This window comes from Pseudovibrio sp. SCP20, from assembly GCF_057774105.1.
In genome coordinates this window covers 214,117-238,936 of record NZ_JBYMDH010000001.1, presented here as the reverse complement: position 1 = coordinate 238,936, position 24,820 = coordinate 214,117, and the positions used below count along the sequence as shown (strand labels likewise).

Annotated in this window: 23 protein-coding genes and 1 riboswitch; of the genes, 8 read left to right on the top strand and 15 right to left on the bottom strand. The window is 53.4% G+C overall.

Annotation, left to right across the window (positions count from 1 at the left end; all coding sequences use genetic code 11):
• Positions 1 to 33: 33 nt before the first annotated feature.
• Positions 34 to 732 carry an HAD family hydrolase gene (locus tag AC3CB2_RS01080; protein WP_352931447.1) on the bottom strand — a complete coding sequence of 233 codons (699 nt, stop codon included), beginning with the start codon at positions 730 to 732 and terminating at the stop codon, positions 34 to 36.
• Positions 733 to 944: 212 nt separating this feature from the next.
• Here AC3CB2_RS01080 and AC3CB2_RS01075 point away from each other — a divergent pair, with 212 nt between their 5' ends.
• Entirely contained in the window at positions 945 to 1,874 is a 930-nt protein-coding gene (locus tag AC3CB2_RS01075) for an alpha-1,2-fucosyltransferase (protein ID WP_352931448.1), read from the top strand.
• A gap of 22 nt (positions 1,875 to 1,896) precedes the next feature.
• Here AC3CB2_RS01075 and AC3CB2_RS01070 read toward each other — a convergent pair whose 3' ends face one another.
• The 6 genes from AC3CB2_RS01070 to AC3CB2_RS01045 form a co-directional block, all read right to left on the bottom strand.
• Positions 1,897 to 3,081 carry a glycosyltransferase family 61 protein gene (locus AC3CB2_RS01070; protein ID WP_352931450.1) on the bottom strand — a complete coding sequence of 395 codons (1,185 nt, stop codon included), beginning with the start codon at positions 3,079 to 3,081 and terminating at the stop codon, positions 1,897 to 1,899.
• A gap of 188 nt (positions 3,082 to 3,269) precedes the next feature.
• A complete protein-coding gene (gene gcvPB / locus AC3CB2_RS01065) occupies positions 3,270 to 4,859 on the bottom strand; it encodes an aminomethyl-transferring glycine dehydrogenase subunit GcvPB (RefSeq protein WP_008550097.1) in 1,590 nt (529 codons plus the stop codon).
• Positions 4,856 to 6,205: an aminomethyl-transferring glycine dehydrogenase subunit GcvPA gene (gcvPA, locus tag AC3CB2_RS01060; protein ID WP_008549942.1), complete on the bottom strand. Its 1,350-nt coding sequence runs from the start codon at positions 6,203 to 6,205 to the stop codon at positions 4,856 to 4,858. The genes gcvPB and gcvPA overlap by 4 nt, the downstream gene beginning before the upstream one ends.
• Before the next feature lie 166 nt (positions 6,206 to 6,371).
• Entirely contained in the window at positions 6,372 to 6,743 is a 372-nt protein-coding gene (gene gcvH / locus AC3CB2_RS01055) for a glycine cleavage system protein GcvH (RefSeq protein ID WP_008549930.1), read from the bottom strand.
• A gap of 69 nt (positions 6,744 to 6,812) precedes the next feature.
• Positions 6,813 to 7,955 carry a glycine cleavage system aminomethyltransferase GcvT gene (gene gcvT / locus AC3CB2_RS01050; protein WP_352931453.1) on the bottom strand — a complete coding sequence of 381 codons (1,143 nt, stop codon included), beginning with the start codon at positions 7,953 to 7,955 and terminating at the stop codon, positions 6,813 to 6,815.
• 195 nt (positions 7,956 to 8,150) lie between these two features.
• A riboswitch (glycine riboswitch) is annotated at positions 8,151 to 8,245 on the bottom strand.
• A gap of 122 nt (positions 8,246 to 8,367) precedes the next feature.
• On the bottom strand, positions 8,368 to 8,955 hold the full coding sequence (locus AC3CB2_RS01045) for a hypothetical protein (protein WP_008549995.1): 588 nt from the start codon (positions 8,953 to 8,955) through the stop codon (positions 8,368 to 8,370).
• Between the two features lie 210 nt (positions 8,956 to 9,165).
• Here AC3CB2_RS01045 and ispH point away from each other — a divergent pair, with 210 nt between their 5' ends.
• The 5 genes from ispH to AC3CB2_RS01020 all read left to right on the top strand — a co-directional run bounded on the left by ispH (position 9,166) and on the right by AC3CB2_RS01020 (position 13,083).
• Complete coding sequence (gene ispH, locus AC3CB2_RS01040) at positions 9,166 to 10,161, top strand: 4-hydroxy-3-methylbut-2-enyl diphosphate reductase (RefSeq protein ID WP_352931454.1); 996 nt, start codon at positions 9,166 to 9,168, stop codon at positions 10,159 to 10,161.
• 2 nt (positions 10,162 to 10,163) lie between these two features.
• A complete protein-coding gene (locus tag AC3CB2_RS01035; protein ID WP_352931456.1) occupies positions 10,164 to 11,129 on the top strand; it encodes a homoserine kinase in 966 nt (321 codons plus the stop codon).
• Positions 11,126 to 11,578 (top strand): ribonuclease HI, encoded by a 453-nt coding sequence (gene rnhA, locus AC3CB2_RS01030; RefSeq protein WP_041768129.1) that lies wholly within the window; start codon positions 11,126 to 11,128, stop codon positions 11,576 to 11,578. Before AC3CB2_RS01035 ends, rnhA begins: the two co-directional genes overlap by 4 nt.
• 23 nt (positions 11,579 to 11,601) lie before the next feature.
• Positions 11,602 to 12,531 (top strand): diacylglycerol/lipid kinase family protein, encoded by a 930-nt coding sequence (locus AC3CB2_RS01025; protein ID WP_352931459.1) that lies wholly within the window; start codon positions 11,602 to 11,604, stop codon positions 12,529 to 12,531.
• Positions 12,532 to 12,795: 264 nt separating this feature from the next.
• Positions 12,796 to 13,083 (top strand): PilZ domain-containing protein, encoded by a 288-nt coding sequence (locus AC3CB2_RS01020; RefSeq protein WP_208609051.1) that lies wholly within the window; start codon positions 12,796 to 12,798, stop codon positions 13,081 to 13,083.
• Positions 13,084 to 13,098: 15 nt separating this feature from the next.
• On the opposite strand, the gene AC3CB2_RS01015 is transcribed toward AC3CB2_RS01020, so the two are convergent.
• From AC3CB2_RS01015 to AC3CB2_RS00990, 6 genes are all read right to left on the bottom strand, one after another.
• Positions 13,099 to 14,157, bottom strand: coding sequence for a D-alanyl-D-alanine carboxypeptidase family protein (locus tag AC3CB2_RS01015; RefSeq protein WP_352931461.1), 1,059 nt, complete (start codon positions 14,155 to 14,157; stop codon positions 13,099 to 13,101).
• A 198-nt stretch (positions 14,158 to 14,355) separates the two neighbouring features.
• Positions 14,356 to 17,244 carry an EAL domain-containing protein gene (locus AC3CB2_RS01010; RefSeq protein ID WP_352931782.1) on the bottom strand — a complete coding sequence of 963 codons (2,889 nt, stop codon included), beginning with the start codon at positions 17,242 to 17,244 and terminating at the stop codon, positions 14,356 to 14,358.
• 102 nt (positions 17,245 to 17,346) lie between these two features.
• Positions 17,347 to 17,994, bottom strand: coding sequence for a GNAT family N-acetyltransferase (locus tag AC3CB2_RS01005; protein ID WP_352931463.1), 648 nt, complete (start codon positions 17,992 to 17,994; stop codon positions 17,347 to 17,349).
• A gap of 64 nt (positions 17,995 to 18,058) precedes the next feature.
• On the bottom strand, positions 18,059 to 19,330 hold the full coding sequence (locus tag AC3CB2_RS01000) for a M16 family metallopeptidase (RefSeq protein WP_352931465.1): 1,272 nt from the start codon (positions 19,328 to 19,330) through the stop codon (positions 18,059 to 18,061).
• Positions 19,330 to 20,736, bottom strand: a complete 1,407-nt coding sequence (thrC, locus tag AC3CB2_RS00995; RefSeq protein WP_352931467.1) for a threonine synthase — start codon at positions 20,734 to 20,736, stop codon at positions 19,330 to 19,332. The genes AC3CB2_RS01000 and thrC overlap by 1 nt, the downstream gene beginning before the upstream one ends.
• Positions 20,737 to 20,926: 190 nt before the next feature.
• Positions 20,927 to 21,520 (bottom strand): YqgE/AlgH family protein, encoded by a 594-nt coding sequence (locus AC3CB2_RS00990; protein ID WP_352931469.1) that lies wholly within the window; start codon positions 21,518 to 21,520, stop codon positions 20,927 to 20,929.
• A 194-nt stretch (positions 21,521 to 21,714) separates the two neighbouring features.
• Here AC3CB2_RS00990 and AC3CB2_RS00985 point away from each other — a divergent pair, with 194 nt between their 5' ends.
• Both AC3CB2_RS00985 and AC3CB2_RS00980 read left to right on the top strand, forming a co-directional pair.
• The gene (locus AC3CB2_RS00985; RefSeq protein ID WP_352931471.1) at positions 21,715 to 22,572 is read left to right on the top strand and encodes a protein-disulfide reductase DsbD domain-containing protein; all 858 of its coding nucleotides are present in this window, start codon (positions 21,715 to 21,717) and stop codon (positions 22,570 to 22,572) included.
• Positions 22,573 to 22,765: 193 nt separating this feature from the next.
• Positions 22,766 to 23,251, top strand: coding sequence for a peroxiredoxin (locus AC3CB2_RS00980; protein WP_014284316.1), 486 nt, complete (start codon positions 22,766 to 22,768; stop codon positions 23,249 to 23,251).
• Positions 23,252 to 23,323: 72 nt separating this feature from the next.
• Here the strand turns inward: AC3CB2_RS00980 and AC3CB2_RS00975 are convergent, their stop codons facing one another.
• Together AC3CB2_RS00975 and AC3CB2_RS00970 are read right to left on the bottom strand one after the other, a co-directional pair.
• Positions 23,324 to 24,394: an SURF1 family protein gene (locus AC3CB2_RS00975; protein ID WP_352931473.1), complete on the bottom strand. Its 1,071-nt coding sequence runs from the start codon at positions 24,392 to 24,394 to the stop codon at positions 23,324 to 23,326.
• Positions 24,384 to 24,779 (bottom strand): DUF983 domain-containing protein, encoded by a 396-nt coding sequence (locus AC3CB2_RS00970; protein ID WP_352931475.1) that lies wholly within the window; start codon positions 24,777 to 24,779, stop codon positions 24,384 to 24,386. The genes AC3CB2_RS00975 and AC3CB2_RS00970 overlap by 11 nt, the downstream gene beginning before the upstream one ends.
• Positions 24,780 to 24,820: the final 41 nt, after the last annotated feature.

Genomic DNA, 24,820 nt, shown 5'->3' with positions numbered 1-24,820 from the left:
AATGTTTTGGCAGATTATGCTGATCAAGCATTCTCAGACCGTGTTTTTGAGCAGATTCAGCTTTTGCATCAGACCCGCTAACTCTCTCATATCATTGAAGATTGCCAGAGGGTTTTGTTGCTCAAGTCTGCTGTGCAAATTTTGGGTGCCGTGGGTGGCGCCGGTGAAGCCGAGGGCGTCCATGCCGGCGGCATTGGCTGCTTTCAGGCCCAGGTGGCTGTCTTCGATGACGAGGCACTTGGCAGGAGTAACGCCCATCTCACTGGCTGCTTTGAGGAACACATCTGGTGCCGGTTTGCCTTTCGCAACTAGATCTGCCGAGAAGTATCTGTGTTCAAAACGCTCATGAAGATTAGTCAGTTTGAGCGTGTGCTCCAGTCGTTCCATGGAGCTGCCTGAGGCAATGCACATCTTCATGTTCGGGAACAGTTTGTCCAACTCATGCAATGCTTCGTGGATGCCTTTGATTGGTTGAAGGTCTTTCTCAAAGGCTGCTTTGAGAGCAGCATCCTGATTTATGAGCGCTTCATGTTTTCGGATATCCCGGCCAATCTCAGCTTCCACCTGACTGAAAACTTCGTTGGCGGACACACCGCAGAAACGCGCGATCATATCTTCTGTGCTGATGGGGTATCCGGCTTTGGTGAAGCCTTCTGCCTCAACCTGGCACCCAATCCATTCGCTGTCGATCAGACAGCCATCACAATCCCAAATGAGCAAATCGTAGTTCATAAACAAATCCAGTTGGTTATATCGGGTACAGTGTTGCCAGCAAGCATGGCGTTTTGATGATGACATGATTTGGTCTTGCAACTTATCCCTGTAGGACGAGCTGGTAAACGGGTGCTCCGCAGAGATTTACTCCCAAAAACCTAGTAGTGAGCCTTTGCCAAAGCTCCGCTAGGCTGACAGGTAAACAAGCTGATTTGTGTAGCGGGGGACGTATGTCAGTTGCTTCTCAGGTGCGAAGATCGGGAGCTGCGCGGCGACGCAAGCTCAAGCCAACATTGATTGTCCGTATCCGCGGGGGCATTGGAAATCAGCTTTTTCAGTATGCTCTTGGGCGAAAAATCGCGCTTGAAACAGGGATGAAACTGCGCTTCGACCGCAGTGAGTACGACCAGTACTTCAATCGCTCCTATTGCCTTAACTTGTTCAAGACACAGGGCTTATCTGCGACTGAATCCGAGATGTCAGCCGTGCTCTGGCCTGCCCAGTCGTTTGGGCAGACGGTTAAGCTGTGCCGTAAGTTCTATCCGTTTTATCAGCGGCGTTACATCCGTGAGGATGAGTTGTTGCAAGACGGTGAAACACCAGCGCTGAAGCAAAGTGCCTATCTGGATGGGTACTGGCAGACTTGGGAGATTCCGTTCTCAATCATGGAACAGCTGCGTGATGAGATCATCCTGAAGAAGCCCATGGTTCTGGAGCGTTTGAAGCTGTTGCAGCGGATCAAGTCCGGTCCCTCAGCTGCGCTGCATGTGCGGTATGGTGATTACAGTCAGGCGCATAATTTGCAGAACTTCGGTTTGTGCTCTGCGGGGTACTACAAAGGCGCGATGGATTTCCTGACTGCGCGTGTGCCCGGGCTGACGTTTTATGTTTTTTCAGACAGTCCTGAACGGGCACGCGAGGTGGTTCCTCAGCAAGAGAACGTCTACTTTGCTGATCCGATGCAGGATGGAAAAGATCATGAAGATCTGATGGTTATGTCTTCATGCGATCATATCGTGACGGCGAACAGCACGTTCAGCTGGTGGGCGGCGTTTCTCAATGGGAATGAAGAGAAGCATGTGATTGCACCGCTCAAGTGGTTCAAGAACCCAAACATAGATGACAGCCTAATCGTTCCGCCGCATTGGCAGCGGTTGTAAGGTCTATGTCTCTGTTAGATCGCTAGGCGAACTCCAAGGCATCAACTTCATGCAGAATCTGCCCGATCGCAGTTTGCGGTAGGGTGAAGTGTTGATGGGCTCCACTCATCTCGCCGATCACGGGGGCGTATTCCAAACCTCTGACATGCGAGAGCCATGCATAAGCACTTTGAATGTAGTCGGCTGGAAAGATCTCCACGAGCTTGCCACCTGCCTGCGTGAAGAGCAGGTTAGTGAGGCCTGCGCCGTGTGTACCCACGATGATCTTAGCGCTGCTGAAAAGTTTCACCTGTTCTCTGTGTGTCAGCTTGCCGGGCACCACACTTTGGAAGCCGCGTGCTTCAAGTTGTTCGATAAGCGTTGTCTCATTGAGGATACGCCGTGTTTTTGCGTCATTGCGTGCAATGTAGAGCTTTTGAGTGGGCACCTTGTGCATATCGAGCCCGTAGGCTGCAAGATAGTGCGTCGCGACCATGGAGGCCGCCTGCTCGCTGGCTGGTGCCCGGAACTCACAGTTCATGGCGGGAGAGCAATGGTAGAGGGTTTTGCAGTGTATGCGCTCATTTGCCTTGCACTCTTCCAGCGTGAGGAGCGGCGTATCCTGAGCCAGAAATTCGTAAAACTCTCGCTGAAACTCCGGCAGATCTTCTCTCAGAAGGATTTTGAGAGGGAAAGTACGAGGTTCCAGATGCTCCAACAGAAACAGCAGTGGAAACGCTACATCGCAGAGGAAGTGGTAGTAGTGACGATAGCCCGTTGCCATGCCGAGCATGTTGACCGCCGCACTTTGGATCGTTCGATCTTTGAGGCGCGCAAACCGCATGGTGTTGGGGGCGGCAGCTTCTATCTGGCGGTGCTGGCTTTTCAAGACCGTGGCGCCTGTGCTGCCGAGAACTAGCGTGTCAGCCAGTTTATGCAGTCTGAGCTGGGTGTGGCCTGATGGAGTGATCGGCAAAGGATAGCGGCTTTGTTCAAGCGCGCCATGTTCTGTAAAGAATGCCTGCACTTGCTGAGGTAGGTCCCGGGAGCTGCGCTCATCCATGGTGAGCAGGTGCTTATGCGGAGACAGCCCCGGCGCAGCATTATCTGGAAAATAATTATAGCGGTAGCCGATTGCAGGAAAGGCTCTGGCGAGGGTTGATTGCAGCTTGAACCTAAGCTGCCTGCTTGTTGGCATCCAACTGCGCCATTTTGGTGCTTTACGCATACCCACCTCACCCATTCTTTGCGGAGCATGCATGACCGTATACTGACGGGGGAGTGCTCAGTATCCACGTATTCTGATCTATTAATTTTTGAGGATGTGGTCAGGGGAACGCCATTAGAATTCTGGCAAAGAAAAAGCCCGGCGTCTTTTGCAAGAGCCGGGCTGTAAGTTTTACAGAAAACGCGTTGTTACGCGAGTTCTGGTTCCACCTTGGTTGGTTCTGGAGCCACCCATTTTAGGATTGGTTTACGCGCTGCACCGGTTTCATCCAAGCGGCGGCGCGGAGCCAGGAACGGAGCACCTTCGAAGCGGTCTTTTTCACCAGCTTTTGCACTCATCACCAGATCGCGCATGGTTGCGACGAACAGGTCCAGAGACGCGCGGCTTTCGCTTTCGGTTGGCTCGATGAGCATTGCACCACTTACGACCAGTGGGAAGTACATGGTCATTGGGTGGTAGCCTTCGTCGATCATTGCTTTTGCAAAGTCCAGCGTGGAAACGCCGGTGTCTTTGAGGAAGCTGTCGTCGAAGAGGACTTCGTGCATGCAAGGTTTGACGCCGTATGGCAGGGTCATCAGGTCCTGCAGGCCAACGCGCACGTAGTTTGCGTTCAGCACTGCATCTTCAGATGCCTGTTTCAGGCCATCGGAACCGTGGGACTGCATGTAGGAAAGTGCACGTACATACATGCCCATCTGACCGAAGAACGCGGTCATACGGCCAAATGGCTGTTCGCCTTCGTTCAGCTGGTCGTTGGTTTCTACGACTTCCAGTTCCTCACCATTCTTACGGATGAATGGAAGTGGAGCGTAAGGTGCCAGACGATCAGACAGAACAACCGGACCAGAACCTGGACCACCACCACCATGTGGCGTGGAGAAGGTTTTGTGCAGGTTGATGTGCATGGCGTCGATGCCGAGATCACCCGGCTTGGCCTTGCCAACAATCGCGTTGAAGTTTGCACCATCACAGTAGAAATAGCCACCAGCTTCATGGATTGCGTTTGCAATCTCAATCACTTCTGGCTCGAACAGACCACAGGTATTCGGGTTGGTGAGCATGAGAGCTGCCACCTGACCTGCGTGTGCTTCGATCTTCTCGATCACAGCTTCAACAGCCACTGTGCCGTCTTCACGTGCCGGGATGGATACAACCTTGTAGCCAACGAGTGCAGCAGTTGCCGGGTTGGTGCCGTGGGCACTTTCCGGAACCAGAACGATGGAGCGCTCTTCACCTTTGGCAGCAATTGCGTGCTTGATGGCCATCATGCCGCACTGCTCACCATGGGCACCTGCTTTCGGGCTCATTGCCACAGCGTTGGTGCCGGTGAGTTCCATCAGCCAGTCTGCCAGTTCAGAGATCAGCTCGAAAGCACCCGGAACGGTAGAGATTGGCTGAAGTGGGTGAATGTCTGCAAAGCCAGGCAGACGCGCCATCTTTTCGTTGAGGCGCGGGTTATGCTTCATGGTACAGGAGCCCAGAGGGTACAGACCTGAGTCAATCGCATAGTTGTTGCGGGACATGCGAACATAGTGGCGCATGGTTTCCGGCTCGGACAGAGCTGGAAGGTCTACTGGCTCGCTGCGCATGTGGTTGCCGAGGCGTGGAACGAAGTCCATTGGCTCGTCCAGATCCACACCGCAGTTGTCCATGTGGCCGATTTCAAAGATGAGCGGCTCTTCCATGTCCAGTGCGCGGTTACCAGTAAAGGTCTGGTGCGGCATTGGAGGGCCAGCTTCACCTGCGCGTGTCGGGCGTCCCTGATGGTTCATAGTCATGCCAGCACCTCCTTCAGAGCTTGCGCATAGGCTGCACGGTCCTCATCGGTGTTCACTTCAGTGCTTGCAACAACGATCAGGTTGTCGATGTCACCACCGGACTTGTCCAGACGACAGACAGGTACACCGCCCAGAACGCCTTTTGCAGCCAGTGCTTCAATCACTTCGTGCGCGTTCTTTGGTGTGCGGATGGTGAACTCGTTGAAGAATGAGGAGTTCAGCACTTCAACACCATCGATCGCACCAAGAGCATCTGCCAGAGCGACTGCGCTCATGTGGTTGATGCGTGCAAGACGTGCGAGGCCTTTTCCGCCCAGCAGGGTCATGTGGATGGTGAATGCCAGAGAACACAGACCAGAGTTGGTGCAGATGTTGGAGGTCGCTTTGTCACGACGGATGTGCTGCTCACGTGTGGAGAGGGTCAGCACGAAACCGCGCTTGCCTTCCGCATCCACGGTCTCACCACATACACGACCCGGCATGTTGCGGATGTACTTCTGACGAGTTGCGAACAGACCAACGTAAGGGCCACCGAATGTTAGTGGGTTACCGATGGACTGGCCTTCGCCAACCACGATGTCTGCACCCTGAGCGCCTGGGCTTTCCAGAAGGCCAAGGGAGACAACTTCAGTGAACACAGCAATCAGCAGCGCTTTGTGGGCGTGTGCTTTTTCTGCAATCGGCTTCAGATCAATCAGCTGACCGTAGAAGGATGGAGACTGAACCACCACACAGGAGGTTTCATCATCGATCTGAGCCAGAATGTCTTCTGTGCCCATTGGGTCAGCAGGCAGCGCAACAACGGATGCGCCCGGAAGCTTGGCGGAAACGCCTTCAACCACTTCACGGTACTGTGGGTGCAGACCGCCGGAGAGAACCGCTTTTTTCTTACGGGTCACGCGGTGAGCCATCAACACAGCTTCTGCAGTGCCGGTGGATCCGTCGTACATGGACGCGTTAGCAACATCCATTCCGGTCAGGTTTGCAACCTGAGTCTGGAACTCAAAGAGTGCCTGAAGCGTACCTTGTGTAATTTCTGGCTGATACGGGGTGTAGCTGGTCAGAAATTCGGAACGCTGGATCAGGTGATCAACGGTAGCAGGAATGTGGTGTTTGTACGCCCCTGCCCCGACGAAGAACGGGAGTGATCCGGCACTGACATTCTTGTTTGCCATTGCAGAGAGCTGACGCTCCACCTGCATCTCGGTCTTGCGACGTGGCAAGGTTGTCAGTTCTTCAAGGCGAACGGCCTCTGGAATATCGGCAAATAGCTCATCGATTGAGTCTACACCGATACGCGCCAGCATGTCGGCGCGGTCGTTGTCTGAAAGCGGAAGATACCGCATGTTCCCTCTCCATCAGATTGTCTGATGCACATTGCAGCAAAAGCAAATAGGGCTTCTGCCATTTCCTGCCATGAGGTTGCCCGACATGGCAGGGGCTGAACGGCTTTGGCTTATTGCGTATTCTTATTCCGAAAACCGGTCGGGCTTTTCGGGAGTACGCTTTGCCTTAAAGCGTTTCTACAAATGCTTTGTAATCAGCTTCGCTCATCAGGGCTTCAAGCTGTGCAGCATTTCCGAGCTTCATTTTGAAGAACCATGCAGCGCCCTCTGGGTCTTCGTTTACCTTTGCAGGCTCATCAACAAGAAGCTCGTTGCCTTCTGTGATCTCACCATCCAGCGGTGCATATACTTCAGATGCAGCTTTCACGGATTCCACGACGGCTACTTCATCATCCTGAGCAACGGTTTTGCCGTTCTCTGGAAGTTCGACGAACACAACATCGCCCAGCTGGCTCTGTGCGAACTCAGTAATGCCGACGGTTGCTACGTCTCCCTCAACCTTCAGCCACTCGTGGTCTTTTGTGAAATATGTGCTCATTTAAGCGTTCCCTACACTGTCGTTTGTCGATTGAAATGTGATTGGGGCAGCCCGCTGCCCTCACCGGAATTATTTTGGTTTGCGGTAGTAGCGCTGTGCTACAAACGGCATCTCAGCTACCTTGGCTTTGAGTGCGCGGCCACGGACCACAAGCTCAACTTCTGTGCCAATTTCTGCCAGTTTGGATGGGACATAGCCCATCGCCACCGGCGCGCCGAGTGTTGGGCCAAAACCACCTGATGTGACGCGGCCAATAACTTCTTCTGAACCCGGTACGCGGATTTCTGCGCCTTCACGTGCCGGAGCACGGCCATCAAGCAGCAGACCGACGCGGAGATTTTCGGTACCTTCAGCCAACTGCTTGAGCACACGCTCACCACCAGGGAAGTCGCCCGCTTCTTTGCGGCGCTTCTGCATGCAGAAGGTGATGTTGCCTTCAACGGGTGTAGTGTTTTCGTCGATGTCGTGACCATAGAGGCAAAGGCCAGCTTCAAGGCGCAGGCTGTCGCGTGCACCAAGGCCGATTGGTTCTACACGCTCATCAGCGAGCAATGCTTTCGCGACAGCTTCAGCAGCGCCAGCAGGAATAGAGATTTCGTAACCGTCTTCACCGGTGTAACCGGAACGGGACGCAATCACGGAAATGCCGTCAAACTCAAGTGGACGCGCTTCCATGAAGCCCATCTCAGCAGCTTCCGGTGCATGCAGAGCCATCACTTCAGCGGCTTTCGGACCCTGAATTGCGATGAGTGCGCGGTCTTCAACGATCTCAAGCTTCACGTTGTCCGGCAGAGCAGCTGCGATGATTTTGTAGTCGTTGTCTTTACAAGCTGCATTGACAACAAGCATCAGGCGACCGTCGTCTTCAGCCGCAAGCGGGCGAGACACCATGAGGTCATCGATGATGCAACCGTTGTCGTTGAGCAGAACCGTGTAGCGCTGTTTACCCGGCTTCAGTTCCTTCATGTTGGATGGAACGAGCGTTTCCAATGCAGCAGCAGTGGTTGCGTGGTCAGGGCCTACGAGCCAAGCCTGTCCCATGTGGGACACGTCAAAGAGGCCTGCGCTTTCACGGGTGAAGAGATGTTCTTTCATAACGCCGAGCGGGTATTGTACTGGCATATCATAGCCAGCGAACGGCACCATTTTAGCGCCAAGCTCGTTGTGTAGATCGAAAAGCGGTGTTTTCAGCAGGTCTGTAGCTTCAGCCATATGGTCCCCTCAGACAGTGGCGTACACGTCAAAGACCATTCCCTTTGGAATGATCAAGTACGCCCCCTCTGTCTCGAGAACCTGAGAGATTTCCCGCACTGGCAGCTACAAAAACCAGAGCGATTACTCCTTCGGTGAGAGCCTTAACGTGCGATCCATACGGATAGCGCGCTCGGCACTGCTTTCCAGAGTGTTGCTTACTATGCGGTCCTTTTGCCTGAGAGTTTCCGGGGCGGTTGCTCCTTCGGCGATAACCCAATGGGTGGCTTATTCTCTCCCGCACAGCTCTGCACTCGCCAGCCCTCCTCTCAGAACCGGCGAATGTATTCCTTCTCAACGGCTGCAACGTGCCCCTGAGAAAGGCTGGCGCGACACTATGACGCCAAGCTGTGAACCCTTACTAACCTATTTTTTACTTTTCGTCGAATCCAAAGACGACATTTTGTCCCGGTTCATTCGGAAGAATAATATTTTCTTCCACAAATGCCCATGTCGCAGACGGCGATCCGGCCCCTAAAGTGACAGGAACGCTGAAGAGTTTGGAGTAGATTGTTTTTTCTCCGCCATCCACATCTTGTGTGACTGCTACACGCACAGGAAGCAGTACTTCGCCCCCTTTCCACGTTGGACCGGGTGTAATTGTACCCGCGATACCCAGTTTCATCGCTGAGTTCTGGCCGGACTTTTTACAGGTGCGTGCCCAATCGGTGATGATTGCCTGATAGCTGAGATTCTCAGGTGTCTTCTCTTTGCCGCGTGGGTATTTGGTCAGGATGGTTGTTCCTGAAAGTTCCTGCAAGGCGGGACATAAGGCAGGTGCCTGTAGCACGGACAGATCAAAAGTCTTCTCTGTTGCAGGCGGATTTGCTGAAGAAGATTCCAGCTCAGCATCTGATGACATGAAGCTTCCGCAGCCTGCCAATGATGCACCGATTGCTGCCAGAAGAATTGCCCGTCCTGTGTTTTTGAGCAGTGATTTTGCCAATAAATTGCCCACCATACGAATCCCAAATTTATCTGCAGTTTTTGTTTCTATATCAGCCGCAAACGCAAATGGCGAGATACATCAGTCACCTGAAACACATTGGAGGAAGCTGACAGGCTGAATATTGGAGAAAATCAGCGCTTGATGCCCGATTAAAAACTCTTTTTCTTGACAGAGACAGCCAACATCCTTCAATTGCTCAAAGTCAAAATTCAGGAATACATCATGCAGGTTACGCCCTCCCCGAAGGCACCGGTCAAAATTTTACTTTGCGCTCCACGCGGCTTTTGTGCCGGTGTTGACCGCGCGATTCAGATCGTGGACCTCGCTCTGGAGAAGTATGGCGCTCCTGTTTATGTGCGCCACGAGATCGTTCACAACAAGTATGTTGTTGAGGGTCTGCGCAACAAAGGTGCTGTTTTTGTTGAGGAATTGGATGAGATCCCGGTTGATGATCGTCCTGTGATTTTCTCCGCTCACGGTGTACCTAAGTCCGTTCCGGAAGCTGCGCGCCTGCGTAATCTTTTCTTCCTTGATGCGACCTGTCCGCTGGTTTCCAAGGTACATAAAGAAGCAATTTTGCATGACAGACGCGAGCGTGAAATTCTTCTGATCGGCCACAAAGGCCATCCGGAAGTCGTTGGCACTATGGGTCAGTTGCCGCGTGGACGTGTCTCTCTGATTGAGACTGCGGAAGATGCACGCACATTTGAGCCAAAGACAGATCGTCAGCTGGCCTGGATTTCACAGACCACACTTTCTGTTGATGACACCAAAGAGATCGTCGAAATCCTTGAAGAGCGCTTCCCGACTATTGCGAAGCCGCACAAGGATGACATTTGTTATGCGACCACCAATCGCCAGCATGCGGTGAAGGAAATTGCACCGAAATGCGATGCGATGATTGTTGTTGGCGCGCCGAACTCCTCCAACTCCAAACGTCTGCGCGAAGTTGGTGAGCGGGCTGGTTGCGAAAAGGCATTCCTGATCCAGCGCGCCTCCGAGATTTTCTGGGGTGACTTTGAAAGTGTGAAGACCATTGGCATCACTGCTGGTGCGTCTGCTCCTGAGATCCTCGTTGAAGAAATTGTTGAAGCCTTCCGTGAGCATTTTGATGTGACACTGGAAACCGTTACAACTGCTGAAGAAGACATTTCATTCAATCTACCGAAAGAGTTACGGGCTGCTCCTGCACCTAGCGGAACAAGCGCGGCAGAATAGTTATGGCTGTATATACCGATGTTTCCGATGAAGAGCTGGGCGCCTTCATCGACCGTTTCAACATTGGCACTCTGCTCTCCTACAAGGGCATTGCCGAAGGCGTTGAGAACTCCAACTATCTGGTTCATACGGAGACGGGCTATTACATCCTGACGCTCTACGAAAAACGCGTTAATCCTGATGATTTGCCGTTTTTTCTGGGCCTGATGCAACATCTCGCCGGGAAAGGCCTCAACTGCCCTACCCCGCTGATTGATCGCGATGGGCAGATGCTGGGTGAGCTTGCAGGACGTCCTGCCGCCATGGTCACATTCCTTGATGGTATGTGGGTACGCAAACCGCAGCTGGTGCATTGCTCTGAGCTGGGCAAAGGCATGGCACGGATGCATCTGGCAGGCGCTGACTTTGAAATCAAGCGCCCGAACTCCCTGAGCGTTGATGGCTGGGCACCTTTGCTGGATGCAAGCCGCGACCGTGCGCACGAGGTGAAGGCGGGCCTTGCTGAAGAGCTGACAGCTGAGCTGGATGAGTTGCAGGCGCTGTGGCCTAAGGATCTGCCGAGCGGTGTGATTCACGCGGATCTGTTCCCGGACAACGTATTCTATCTGGGCAAGGAACTTTCCGGCCTGATCGACTTCTACTTTGCCTGTAATGATGCCTTCGCCTATGACGTGGCGATCTGCATCAATGCGTGGTGCTTTGAGCCGGATGGCATGTTCAACGTGACAAAAGCGCGTGCGCTGTTGGAAGGTTATCGCACTGTGCGTCCGTTCAGCGAGTTGGAGTTCGACAATCTGCCGTTGCTGTGCCGCGGTGCTGCGCTGCGCTTCCTGCTGACACGTCTTTATGACTGGCTGTCTGTGCCGGAAGGCGCGCTGGTTGTTCCAAAAGATCCACTTGAATACCTGCGCAAACTCAGGTTCCATCGTGGCGTATCCAATGCGAGTGCATACGGGCTGGATAAATGAGCGATACCAAACGTGTTGAGACGTGGACGGACGGAGCGTGCTCCGGCAACCCCGGGCCTGGAGGCTGGGGTGTGCTGCTTCGCTTTGGCGAGCACGAGAAAGAGCTGTGCGGCGGCGAGCCGGCCACGACCAACAACCGTATGGAACTAATGGCGGCTATTCAGGCACTGGAAACCCTGAAGCGGCCTTGCGCAGTGGATCTTTATACCGACAGTTCTTACGTGAAGAACGGCATCACGCAGTGGATGCACAACTGGAAACGTAAAGGTTGGCGGACGGCCTCCAACTCTCCGGTTAAGAATGCAGATCTCTGGCAGCAGCTGGATTCGGCTGCACAGCGTCATGATGTTTCCTGGCACTGGGTGAAAGGCCATGCCGGACACGAAGAGAACGAACGCGCTGATGAGCTGGCACGAAAGGGTATGAAGCCCTTTCAGAAGTCCAAGTAAGTCGGGAAGGTTCGGACGCACGCATGGAAAGCCCGCTTCCTCACTCCCGGCTGGATAAACCCGAGAAGAAGCCTCGCAAAGCCAAGCGTGTGCTTATTCTAGCCAATCCAACGGCCACATCCTTCCGCTTTCAGCGCATCACGGAGATCGTGAAGTGTCTGGAAGAGGCTGGGATGAAGGTGGAGCTGAAGCTGACCAACCGTGCCAGTGAAATTGCCGAGACGTGTGCTGATCCAGACCTGAACACCGATATTCTGGCGATTGCTGGCGGTGATGCATCCGTCAGTGAAGCTGCTTCCGCCATGCTGGGACGGGGAATGAAGCCGCATCTGGCAATCATTCCCTTTGGTACGGCCAATGTGCTGGCGCATGAGCTGGGCGTGCCGAGCGCGCCGAAAGAGATCGCCAAGGCCATCATTGCCGGGAAGACACAGAAACTGCACAACGGCTATGCCAATGGGCGACCGTTTTTCCTATCTACCTCTACGGGCTTTGATGCAGAAGTGGTACATGTTGTGCCCTTGCGCCTGAAGCGTCGTTATGGTCGCTTCGCCTCTCTCTTCATTGCTGCTCAGCTGGCGTTCTCCCGCCGCAAAGGCAGCTTTAAGGTGCGGGCGGATGGTGAAGAGCTGCAATGTGCCATGGCATTGATCACCAATGGCCGCTATTACGCCGGAAAACACTTAGTGGTGTCTGAGGCTTCTATACTAGAGAAGCAGTTGCACCTGCTCACCTTTAAAGAGGATGGAGCCTGGGCGCTTTTCAAATACGCATGCCGCTTACTTACTGGCACCGTGGTAAAGTCTCGCAATGTTGAGTGCCGGACCATCAAAACAGCTCGCATTGAGGCCTATCGCGCTGCGGCTGTTCAGATTGATGGGGAGCCATTTGGCGGGACACCGCTTGAAGTTTCTGTCGGTGATTGTGAACTGACTGTGATCTGCGGAAACTAGAACAGTCTTTCCCTTCTGCGCTTCATTTGATGGCTACAACCTCAAATTTACGTAGTGCTTCCCGCAGGTTATAACCTGAACGTCACCCTTACATATTTTAGAGTTGAAACTTTTCCAATTTAACTCGTGAAATGAGTAGCTTAAGCAATGTGCGCTGCCGGCCACGCGTTAACATCTGCGCAACATATAATTGATAGTGCGTATGTAAGTTTCCAAACTAACGATTCTAGTTATTGCATTTTTGACGTAAAGGCCGGCGGTCTCATGATGTTGCCTCGACCGAAACTTTTAGAGATAGAAAACAGAGGCCATAAACGGCATTCCTGCCACTGGCCTGCAGTGTTGTTTACAGACAACTTCAACCGATCCTGTGTGATTGAGGACATCAGCAATGGCGGATGCCGTTTGCTGGTCAACACGGGCAAGCTGACTTCAGGGTCTACCGTGAAGATTCAGGTGCCCGCCCGAAAGCTTTCGTTCACGGGCAAGATTGTCTGGCTTCATTGCGAAGAAGCAGGCATCAAGTTTACGTCCAAACCTGCTCGTCTGTGAGCATAGCTGGATGAGCTACTGTGGTTTAGGCATTGGCAGAGGGCTACCGAAACCGATCGCTACCTTCCATGTACGGATGCTGTAGCTTTTGTGCTCTGAACGTGCTTTCAAGTAGCTCCTGTTCTTGCCGATCCCCATTGGGTAGCGTTTGTTCTGCTGCTCTTCGTAGGCCTTGCTTTGACTGGTGCAAAGTCTTTTGCGCATGTCTTCAGGCTGCTGTTGCAGATCATTCGCAATATCCTTGAGCCGCTGACCATTTGGCTCCAACTCTCCAGTCATTGCTTCTGTCAGAAGCTTGGCAGCCCGTTCGCTGCGTTCTCGCCCAGTCGTTGCTCCGAGTACGACGGCCATATAGCGCTGCCCTCCCCGGTCTGTCAGTGCAACGATGTTGCGGCCCGAGGAGCAGACAAAGCCGGTCTTCATGCCAACGGTTCCCGGCAGCCTTGTGAGCAACTCATTGAAGGATGTGATTGCCTTGCCATCAATGGTCACTTTTGATGTGGCAAACACGTCGTGGTACTGGGGGTAACCGAGGTAGATTTCTCGCCCCAGTACAGCCAGATCACGCGCGGATGTTTGCTGGGTGGCCTCAAACAATCCATTGGCATTGGCAAAATGGCTGGCCGTCATGCCAAGGCGCCGTGCTGTAGCGTTCATCCGCTGCACAAAAGCCTCTTCACTGCCAGCAACGCTCTCTGCGAGTGCTACAGCAACATCATTGGCTGACCCGACAAGCACTGCATAAATGGCATCTTGGAGAGTCATTACGCTTCCCACCTTCAGGCCCGACTTTAAAGAGGCCTGCCTCATTGCCCATGGCGACATCACCACGGACGTTTCAAGGTCAACTTCCCGATTGGCGAGCGCCTCAAAGGTTACAAGCGCTGTCATCAGCTTGGTTGTTGAGGCCGGATACCACGGGTCGCCAGCATCTTCCGCATAGAGCACACTCTGCGTATCCAGATTCAACAGCAAGGATGGTGTGGCACTTGCTGGTGTGAGGCTACCATATGAAATCAGGATCAGGCCCAGAGCGGCGTGAACTTTTCGACACGCATTACCAAAACAAAACATGCAGCTATTAAACTCAGATAGGGAAAAGAGAGCCGGACCAGATGCCCTTAGAAAATTGCCTCGAGTGTGTCACCGCCTGAGTTATTCAGAGAATACACAGAGGTGATTGATCAAAATTTCTCCAGCAATGCCGCGAAAGCCGAGTAATCACAAAATTAGCTTGTAACCACTCGGAGCTTTTGGGTTTGACTGCCCGTGTTAGCTTTGGTTGCTGCGGTCCTGCTGAGCAAATTGCTCTTTCAGCATGCGGCCAGCTTCCGCAGCACGCATTGGCTGACCGAAGTGGAAGCCCTGCACGTACTCGCAGCCCAGCTGGAAGAGTTCCAGCGCATCAGATTCAGTTTCTGCGCCTTCAGCAACCACTTCCATGCCAAGGTCATGCCCCAGCGCTACGATGGTGCGCAGGATGACAGGGCGCGCGCTCTGGCCGTTTGGACGGACGAAGGACTGGTCGATTTTGATAGTGTCGAACTGGAAGCGCTGCAAGTAGCTCAGGGATGAGTAGCCGGTGCCAAAATCATCCAGAGACAGACCAGCCCCCAAACCTTTCAGGCGCTCAAGAACCTGCACAGAGAACTCTGGATTCTGCATGACCAGAGACTCGGTCAGTTCGAGCTTCAGAGAGCCCGGAGTGAGCGCGGTGCGTGCCAGAACGGCTTTCACATCATTGATCAGATCAGGCTTCAGCAGCTGGCGGCTTGAGATGTTTACGGAAACAAACAGCGGCAGAGCGTGTTTGAACTCACGTTGCCATTGTGCCAACTGACGCGCGCCCTTTTCCATCACACGCAGGCCTAGCTCATTGATCAGGCCACTTTGTTCAGCAACTGGAATAAACTCGGACGGCGGGATCAGACCGCGGCTTGGGTGTTCCCAGCGCGCCAATGCTTCGAAGCCTGCTGTGGTCTTATCGGACAGACGCACGATTGGTTGGAAGACAACCTTGATCTCATCTTTCTCAAGAGCAGAGCGCAGGTCGTTGTCCAGCGCTAGTGTATTGCTTGCCACTGGCTTCAGCGTTGGACGGAAGATCTCAATGCGGTCACCACCAAGGCGCTTGGCGTGGTTGAGTGCAATCTCAGCATCGCGCATCAGGTCTGTCGCCTTTTCAGGGCCGCCATCAAAAATGGAGGCCCCGATGGAGGCCGTCAGGAACACTTCCTGATCGCCAAAGGTGACCGGTGTGCGCAGAGACTTGCGCAGCTCATCTGCAAAGGAAGCGATACGGGTTGCGTCCTGCTCAGAGATCATCAGAACTGCAAAGGTGTCTGCGGAGATGCGAGACAGGGAGTCCTGTGGCTTGATCAAACGGGACAAGCGGCGCGCCGCAGTGAGCAGCATGGAGTCACCGGCGGTCTGTCCGATGCTGTCATTGACCTGCTTGAAGCGGTCGAGGTCGATCAGGATTACGGTTGGGTTGCCGCTGCCTTCTGCTCTAGAGCGAGCCAATGCAGCGACGAGACGGTCCATGAACAGTTCGCGGTTTGGCAGGCCGGTCAGATTGTCGTGCACAGCATCGTGCATCAGGCGCTCTTCCGCAGTCTTTTGCGAGGTGATGTCCAGCAGCGTACCAACGCAGCGGATGACTTCACCATCTGAGCCCAGAACCGGACGAGCGCGCATCTTGAACCAGCGGTAATGACCATCTTCTCCACGCAGGCGGAACGCTTGATTGACGCGGCCACGGCGGTGATCGATCACAGCGTCCAGTGTGCCACGGAACAGGTCGCGGTCTTGCGGATGCAGGATTTCAAGCCAGAGGCGTGCAGGTCCATCCAGAAGGCCCGGTTTGATGCCAAGCGCTTCTTCAAGACCGCCACTGGTGTGGATCTTGTCGCGATCAACATCCCAATCCCAGATGATGTCACCGGAGCCTGTCAGAGCCAGTGCGCGGCGCTCAACATCGCTCACCACGGAGTGAGAGAGACCAGAGCCCGCAAAGGCGTGCTGCATGACTGTGAAGCCGAGCAACAGAACGAAGAGAACAAGGCCACCGGCCAGAGCTGGCTGCACCAGATCGCTCTGCAGCATACCGGTTGTTGCCATCCATGCTGCAAACAGCCAAGCGAGGAATAGGAACCATGTTGGCAGCAGCATAATCGCGCGCTCAAACCCACGTACGGTGAGCATCAGAATGACGCCGAAGCCAGCAATGGCCACACCACCCATCAGGATGCGCGAGATACCCGCTGCGATGGTTGGATCCCAAAGAGCCAAACCAAACAGGCTGAGTACGGTGATGAACAGGCCAATGGCAAGGTGCGTGTAATGAATGTGCCAGCGGTTAAGGCCGAGATAGGCGTAAAGGAAGACCACAAGAGCGGCTGTCAGACTGATCTCCGCGACCGCTCGATAAAGTTGGTCATCCCCTAGCGTTCGCCCGAAGACTAGGTTCCAGAACCCGAAGTCGATACACAAATAGACCAGAACAGCCCATGCAAGCGCTGCTGTTGCTGGGAACAGGACGGTTCCCTTCACCACAAACAGGATGGTGAGGAACAGTGCCAGCAAGCCTGCGATACCAAGCACAATACCGCGATAAAGCGTGTATGCGTTGATGTTGTCCTTGTAGGCCTCGGGCTTCCAAAGACGAATTTCCGGCAGACTTGGGGTGTTCACTTCCGCGATGAAAGTTACGTTTGCGCCCGGATCCAGCGTAATACGGTAGATGTCGGCTTCGGTGCTGCGCTCGCGGATTGGCGGGATGCCCTGACTTGGTGTCAGGGAAACGATACGGCGCTGACCAAGGTCTGGCACCAGCACACCGCCGCCGGTCATCTTGTAGTACGGCGCAACAAGCAAGCGATCGATCTGCTCTTCACCAGGATTGGAGAGCGCGAACACAGCCCAGGAACTGGCAGTATCATCAACGGAGCGCACCTCGATGCGGCGGACGATGCCATCTGAGTCTGGAGCGGTGGAGACCTGAATGCTTTTACTGGTGTTTGGATAGATATCGACAGAGCCGGTCAGATCGAGTGCATCAACGTCCTTCGGGACGACAATCGCCTCCAAAGCTAAAGCTTGTGATGCAACCACAATGAGCAGGAGAGCACTTAACAGAACAGCCTGAATAACGTTCTGCATGCGCTGACAATAAGTCCCTGACACCGGCTTCTCCACGATAACGAAAAATTAACTGAATTCCTTGCCAAGATCATTACATCGTCAAGGCGCCAGTTTCATGGTTCAAGCATGTGTTACAGGCAATTTATCCCCATCTGCCTCTGATTGTGGCAGCACTTTGGCTGGTAAAGGCGCAGAATCCCGGATTTTGCCAAACAAAATATGGTCTTGCCACATTCCGTTGATGAACAAATAGGAAGGTGCATAACCTAATTCAGAGAATCCGACCTTTGTTAAAAGTGCTCTGGAGACTTCATTGGAGGGCAAGCAGGCAGCTTCGATGCGGTGCAGATGCAGATCATTGAAGCAGAAGCAGCAGACCCGTGTGACCGCCTCTTTCATGTACCCACTGCCCGCAAACTGAGCGCCCATCCAATAGCCCAAAGAGGTCGCCTGCGCGACACCGCGGCGGACATTGGAGAGGTTCAGGCCACCCAGTAGCTCATCCGTATCCCGATTGAACAGGAAGAACGGATAGTGAGAGCCCTCGCGGATGTTGCGATTGTAGCGACGGATGCGTTTGCGAAAGGATGCCTTGGTCAGGTCGTCAGCTGGCCATGTCGGTTCCCATGGCTGCAGAAAATCTCTGCTGCGTGCGCGAAGGTCGGCCCATTGGGCAAAGTCTGCCATGGAAGGAGCACGAAGATAGAGGCGCTGGGTGGTCAGTGTCGCAAGGGATTGGGGAGATGTGCTTGTTTTAAAAAATGACACAGCTTCTCTCCCCTCTAAACTAGAGCTCCATTATGCAGAAAGCGTAGCCTGAAATGCAACAGGCTTATGCCTTGATGCCAGCCAAACGCTCTTTTAGTTCAGCATAATTTAGCATAGGTGCCTTCGGTCCAACCTTCACAAATGTGGGATTGTCGGTGGCAAACAGCTTTTCAGCCAGCACCTGCAATCGATCAGCAGAAACGGCGTTGAGGCGCTTCTCCAGCTCTTCGATCGCAACCGGATGACCGTAGATCATCACCTGACGCGCCAGCTGTCCTGCACGTGCTGCTGGGCTTTCCAGAGCCATCAGCAAGCCGGAGCGCAGCTGTGCTTTAGCGCGGGACACTTCCTTCTCAGAAACACCTTTTGCGATCTCTTTCAGCTGATCGACAAGCACTTCTGTCAGTTCAGCGGCGTCTTCCGGTCCGGTTGCAGCATGCACGCCAAAGAAGCCAGTGTCTGCGAAGGCCCAATGGAAGGCATAGACAGAGTAGCAAAGGCCGCGCTTTTCACGCACTTCCTGGAAGAGGCGCGAGGACATGCCACCGCCAAGGATGGAAGCCAGCACCTGAACGGCGTAATAATCTTCGTGCTCGTAAGGCAGGCCTTCGAAACCGAGGATGATCTGCAATTCCTGCAGGTCGCGCTCAATCGCGCCTTCACCACCCACATACTGAGCCAGATTGTCTTCATCCGGTGCAGAGTTAGAAAGTTTGGAGAAGTTGGCTCTTGCCAGATCGACAAGCGCTTCATGCTCCACAGCACCTGCTGCGGCGAGTACCATGTCGGACGCGGTGTATTTGCGTTCAACGTACTGGCGGATTGCATCAGCAGAGAAGCCGTTTACGGTTTCCGGAGTTCCAAGGATCGGGCGACCAAGCGGCTGGTTTGGCCATGCGGTTTCCAGCAGAACATCAAAGACCTGATCATCAGGCGTGTCCTGTGCAGCGCCAATCTCCTGAAGAATAACGTGTTTTTCACGTGCGAGCTCATCAGCGTCGATGATGGAGTCCTGTAGGATATCGGAGAGAATATCCAGTCCTAGAGGCACATCATCGGCCAGTGTGCGCACGTAGTAATTTGTATGCTCAACACTTGTGGAGGCATTCATCTCGCCGCCAACAGCTTCGATTTCCTCGGCGATCTCGCGGGCATTCCGCTTGGTGGTGCCTTTGAATGCCATGTGTTCAAGCAGGTGTGTGATGCCGTTCTCCTGCTCGCCTTCTGAGCGGGAGCCAGCTTTCACCCATACCCCAAGAGCTGTTGTCTTGAGGTACTCCATTTGATCAGTAACTACAGTCAGGCCATTTTCTAGTTTTGTTAGTTTGACCGCCATTAAACGCCTGCTTTCACGGCACGTGCACTGCCTTCAACGAATTTCGCAACTTCCAGAGCATCTGCCGGAAGAACAGAGAATTTCTCTTCGCGTTCCATCAGATCAGACAGGTGGGCTGGCAGGTCAGGATGGATACCTGATGCACTTTCTACTGCCGCCGGGAACTTGGCCGGATGCGCTGTCGACAGCACGATCATCGGAGTTACGCCGTCATTGTGTTCTTTGGCTACATGGATTGCGACCGCTGTGTGCGGGTCAAGCAAGTAGCCGCTTTCTTTAAGCGTATCAGTGATGGTCTGTGCAGTGTCTTCTTCACTTGCGCGACCCGCAGAGAACTTCTCCTTGATAAAACCTAGGGCTTTTTCGGAGAGAGTGAAGCCACCGGACTGCTTAAGGCTGTCCATCTGGCTCTTCACAGTGGCGCTGTCCTTGTCGTTCGCCGCAAACAGCAGGCGCTCGAAGTTGGAAGACACCTGAATGTCCATAGAAGGTGCAGTGGTTGCCACCACGCCGCGTGTCTCATAACGACCAGTTTCCAGCGTACGTGCCAGAATGTCGTTGGTGTTGGTCGCAATCACCAGCTTTTCAATCGGCAAGCCCATTTGCTGTGCCACGTAGCCAGCGAACACATCACCAAAGTTGCCGGTTGGAACGGTGAAGGACACTTTGCGGTGCGGTGCGCCCAGAGATACTGCGGAGGTGAAGTAATAGACCACCTGCGCAACGATGCGCGCCCAGTTGATGGAGTTTACGCCAGACAGGCCAACACGCTCACGGAAGGAGAAGTTGTTAAACAGATCCTTCAGGATGCCTTGGCAGTCGTCAAAGTTGCCTTTGATTGCCAGTGCGTGGATGTTTTGCTCCTTCGCAGTGGTCATCTGGCGCTGCTGAACAGGAGAGACACGGCCTTCCGGGAAAAGAATGAAGACGTCGGTGCGCTCACGGCCGCGGAATGCTTCAATCGCTGCGCCACCAGTGTCGCCAGAAGTAGCGCCAACAATGGTTGCGCGAGCACCCTTCTGCGCTAGAACATAATCCATCAGGCGACCAAGCAGCTGCATTGCAACGTCTTTGAATGCGAGTGTCGGGCCGTGGAAGAGTTCGAGGACGTATGTGTTTGGGGCTGTCTGGACGAGAGGTGTGACTGCCTTATGCGCAAAGCTTGCATAAGCTTCGTCAATCATCTGCTTCAGATCGTCATGCGGAATGGAGTCGCCAACGAAAGGCGCGATCACCTTGAGCGCAACCTCGCTGTAAGGCTTTCCAGCAAATCCTGAAATTTCCTCAGTAGATAATTGAGGGATCTCTTTTGGTAGATACAAACCGCCGTCGCGTGCCAATCCCGTGAGCAGCACCTCAGAAAAATCGAGTTCTGGTGCATCGCCGCGCGTACTTACATATCTCACCGTTACATCCCTTCTCGCTTAACCTGAATCAGAGTAGTTTCGTGCCGTACCCTATTGGTATTCTTCAGGTTTTCAGCTGGAACCCAAACACAGATTCCCAAATCAGTCGCATTTGTGTTTCAAGTGCGCACAGGGAAATAGCAGAAATTTTAAGAAGTTGCACGGCGAAATCTCGTTTAGGCACGTAAGATCATGCGTGACCAATGTCGCTGGACAGCATTCCTGGATCAATACCAAGAATTTCAAGAGCATTGTGCCACTTCTGATCACCTTCACCTTCAAAGATCAGCGAAGGATCTGTTTGGCAGGTGAGCCAACCATTGGCCTGCAACTCTGCTTCCAACTGGCCGGGCGCCCAGCCTGCATAGCCAAGTGCCAGAAGGGACTTTTTGGGGCCTTTGCCTGCTGCGATTGCACGCAACACCTCTACGGTGGCTGTCAGGACAACCCCTTCTTCAATCTTGAGGCTGGTTTCTTCTAGGAAGTAATCATCGGAATGAAGAACAAAACCACGACCAGCATCAACCGGGCCACCGCGGTACACTTTGCGGTCTGCAATGTCGATTGCCAGCTGGTCATCATCTTCATCATCAATGATGTTCAACTGACCTAAAAGTTGCCCAAATGTGATGTTAGGGGCCGGCTGGTTGAGCACAATCCCCATCGCACCCTCTTCAGAGTGAGCGCACACGTAGATGACGGAATGGGCAAAACGGCCATCCTCCATTGTGGGCATGGCAATGAGATATTGTCCGTCAATGTAACCCGGTTTTTCACCAGACATGTTGGGGGCGCTCTCCTCATGCTTCGAACGGATTGCCTCTTACTTGAGTGTAGAGGCAATTATATTATAGGTACTCACGGATTTTTCCGGTGATCAATGATCAGTGAGAAAAACATGGGATTGTTCACGGATCATTGATTGTCTGAGAGGCAATCTTAATGGGAATTCGAAAAGGGACCGTTTAAATAGACTCTATGATTTCTAGATTCTTCAAATCGACCCTCATCGCTGCTGCGGTGCTATCCGCCTCTGTTTCAAGCGCCTTGTCATCAAGTGTGTCTGAATGGGTAATTGTTCAAGGTGGCGCTGTCCGTCTTATTCGTGCGAGCGAGCCAACACCTGATGGCCTGTATCGCGGCGGGATTGAATTTCGCCTTGAAGATGGCTGGCATACCTACTGGAGATACCCGGGCGAAGCCGGTATCCCGACAGAAGCCAGCTTTGTTAATTCAGTCAATATAGCTAGCGCGGAGCTGATGTTCCCGGCGCCCAAGGCTTACTCTGACGGATTTTCCACATCTCTGATCTATTCAGAGAAAGTGGTGCTGCCTGTGCTGCTCAAACGGATGGACGATGCACGTCCGGCCATTTTGAATGCAAACCTGACTTTTGGCATCTGTAAGGATATCTGCATTCCTGGGCAGGCTGAGGTTTCTCTCGTTTTTCCAGCGGCAACCATGAAAGATGAAGTTGCTGACAAGCTGGTCAACGATGCGTTTGCGCAGGTGCCAATTGCACAAGGTGATCTGCCAAGCCAGTTTCCTGAGATCAAGGTTGTTGGTGAAGGCAAAGAGCGCCAGATTGAAATCAGCGCGAAAGTGCCTGCCAAAGAAAAAGCCCCAGAGCTTTTTGTTGAGGGTCCTGCCGGCTCCTACCATGGCGTGCCAAAGCTGACTTCTGTGAAGAAGGGCAAGGCCCACTGGACGCTGCCTTACATTGGCCTGCCAGAGGATGTCAGCGAGCTTGAGCTGCGCCTGACGCTTGTGACCAAAGACGGAGCCTTTGAGGAAACGCAGAATGTCTCTGTTCCTCAAACCACAGCTTCAAACTAAGCTTTTCTAAGGGCTTTAGTTGTATTTGCGAAACGAAGAGCTCGCGGCTACAACTAAAGCCCGTTTCTTTTCAGATGCAGACCTTAAGTTGAAAGGTCTGCTATGTTGTCATCCAGAGTCCTGAGCGTATCTGATCTGAAAGCCCAAGCACTTTCAAAGGTACGCCTCAAACGAGCAAATTGGGGAGTTTTCCATGGTCATTCAAGTGGGCGATAAGCTGCCAACTGTCACATTCAAAACCATGAGTGCAGATGGTCCAGTTGATGTCACCAGTGAAGAGCTGTTCGGCGGTAAAACTGTGGTGCTGTTTGCGGTTCCGGGTGCATTTACACCAACCTGTCACTTGAACCACCTGCCAGGCTTCATCGACAATGCAGAAGCCATTAAGGCCAAGGGTGTTGAGACCATCGCTGTGGTTTCCGTGAACGACGCATTTGTGATGAGCGCATGGGCACGTGACACGCGTGCAGACGATAAGATCCTGTTCCTTGCAGATGGCAGTGCGGACTTTACCAAGGCAATCGGCCTTGAGCTGGATGCATCCGCGTTTGGCATGGGCATCCGCTCCAAGCGCTATTCCATGATTGTGAAGGACGGCGTGCTGTCTTCCCTCAATATAGAGGAAGCTCCAGGCGAAGCTACGATTTCTTCTGCAGAGAATATTCTCTCTCAGCTTTAAGGGGCTCAGCCCAAAAACGTTTAAGGGGAGCCATGCTCCCCTTTTTTGTTAGTCTTCCCAAAGAACTTAAAGCTACCTGCGAGGTCGACGAGCAGCATCCGAGATCATCTTGTAACGATCCGCTTTTCGCTTCTCTTCTTCCGCGTCGTAGTCGTCGTCTTCGTCCTCATCATCGTCTTTTGTGACAGGCTTATCCTGATTGAACCAAGCCTTGATCAGGAATGCGAAATAGACGCCCACCAAGGTGAGAGCCAGACCTGCCCATGTGAACGCGTATTGCAGGTGGTTGTTGGAGAACGTCATGCGTGTCTCCCCTGCCTGTGGTAGATCACCGGCGACGCTCACTGTCTCTTGCAGGTCAATGGTGTATGGCGCAGTCTGATCAGCCAACATGCCCATGGCTTCTGCCATGGCCTTTGGCTCGCGGACATACCATTCATTGGTGCTCAGGTTTGGCTCAGCTGAGAACATGCTTGCCACCTCAGCGCGGCGCGCAAGGCCCGTGATGGTCATCTGTCCACGTGGCGGGGCAGAGCCCAGACGGGTGCTGAAGTCCTTGCGATCAATCGGTACGAAGCCTCGATTGACCAACACAGTCCATCCATCATTGGTGATGAACGGTGCGTAGACGAAATATCCCTGTCCTCCCAGCGGGCCTTTCGGCTTAGTCAACGTATCGAAGTAGAACAGCTCACCAATGATGAATTGTCCTGAGACTTCGACTGGCATGTAGTCGATCTCATCACTGGACAGCCCTTCCCAAGTAGCTGGCCCAGGTGCAGCGACAGGCGCTTCTTTTGCACGTACCTCAGCACGCTCGATCAGCGCAACTTTTTGGTCCAGCCGGTCAAACTGCCACAAGCTCAGATTCGCTAGAATGGCCAGGCCGATTGCAGCGCATAGGTGCAAGATCCAGTAGCGCTTCAGAAACGGTATGAGTCTGGACTTGCTCGCGTCAGCATTTCCAGCCTCTTCATCGTCATGTTCTAATTGATCATCAGTCACGGCGTTATCTTTATTATTTTTTGTGTGTTGTGATGGGTTTTCCGGAACCGGCTCAGGCTCCTCATGCCATTCGACATCGTTTTTGCGTGCAGGCTTTGCATCAGGTGATACATCGCCAACCTCCCTCTCAGCGATCATCAAGTTTTCCTTCCGCTGCATTGTTCTTGTACTGCAACGCGATCAACAGGCCCTTGAGAACGCGCAAAAGCGTTATGCTCAACACCACAGTGACGGGTGCCCATATGATCATATGCAGCCATAATGGTGGTTGATACGCAAACTCGACAAACAGCACACCACCAACAAGAATAAACCCCAGAATGAGAATGGCAAAGACTGCTGGTCCGTCTCCAGAATCTGCAAAGTCATAGGTCAGACCGCATCTGGAACAGGACGCCCGTAGTTTCAGCAGGCCCTGAAACAATGGCCCCTCCCCGCATCTTGGACACTTTCCGCGCAGGCCGACGGACAATGGATTGGCGGGAAGGCCTTGAAAGGCCTTTGTCTTTTTCCTCTCACTCATGTGGAGCCTCGGATCCAAGGGTGCCCGTGAGAACGCACAGC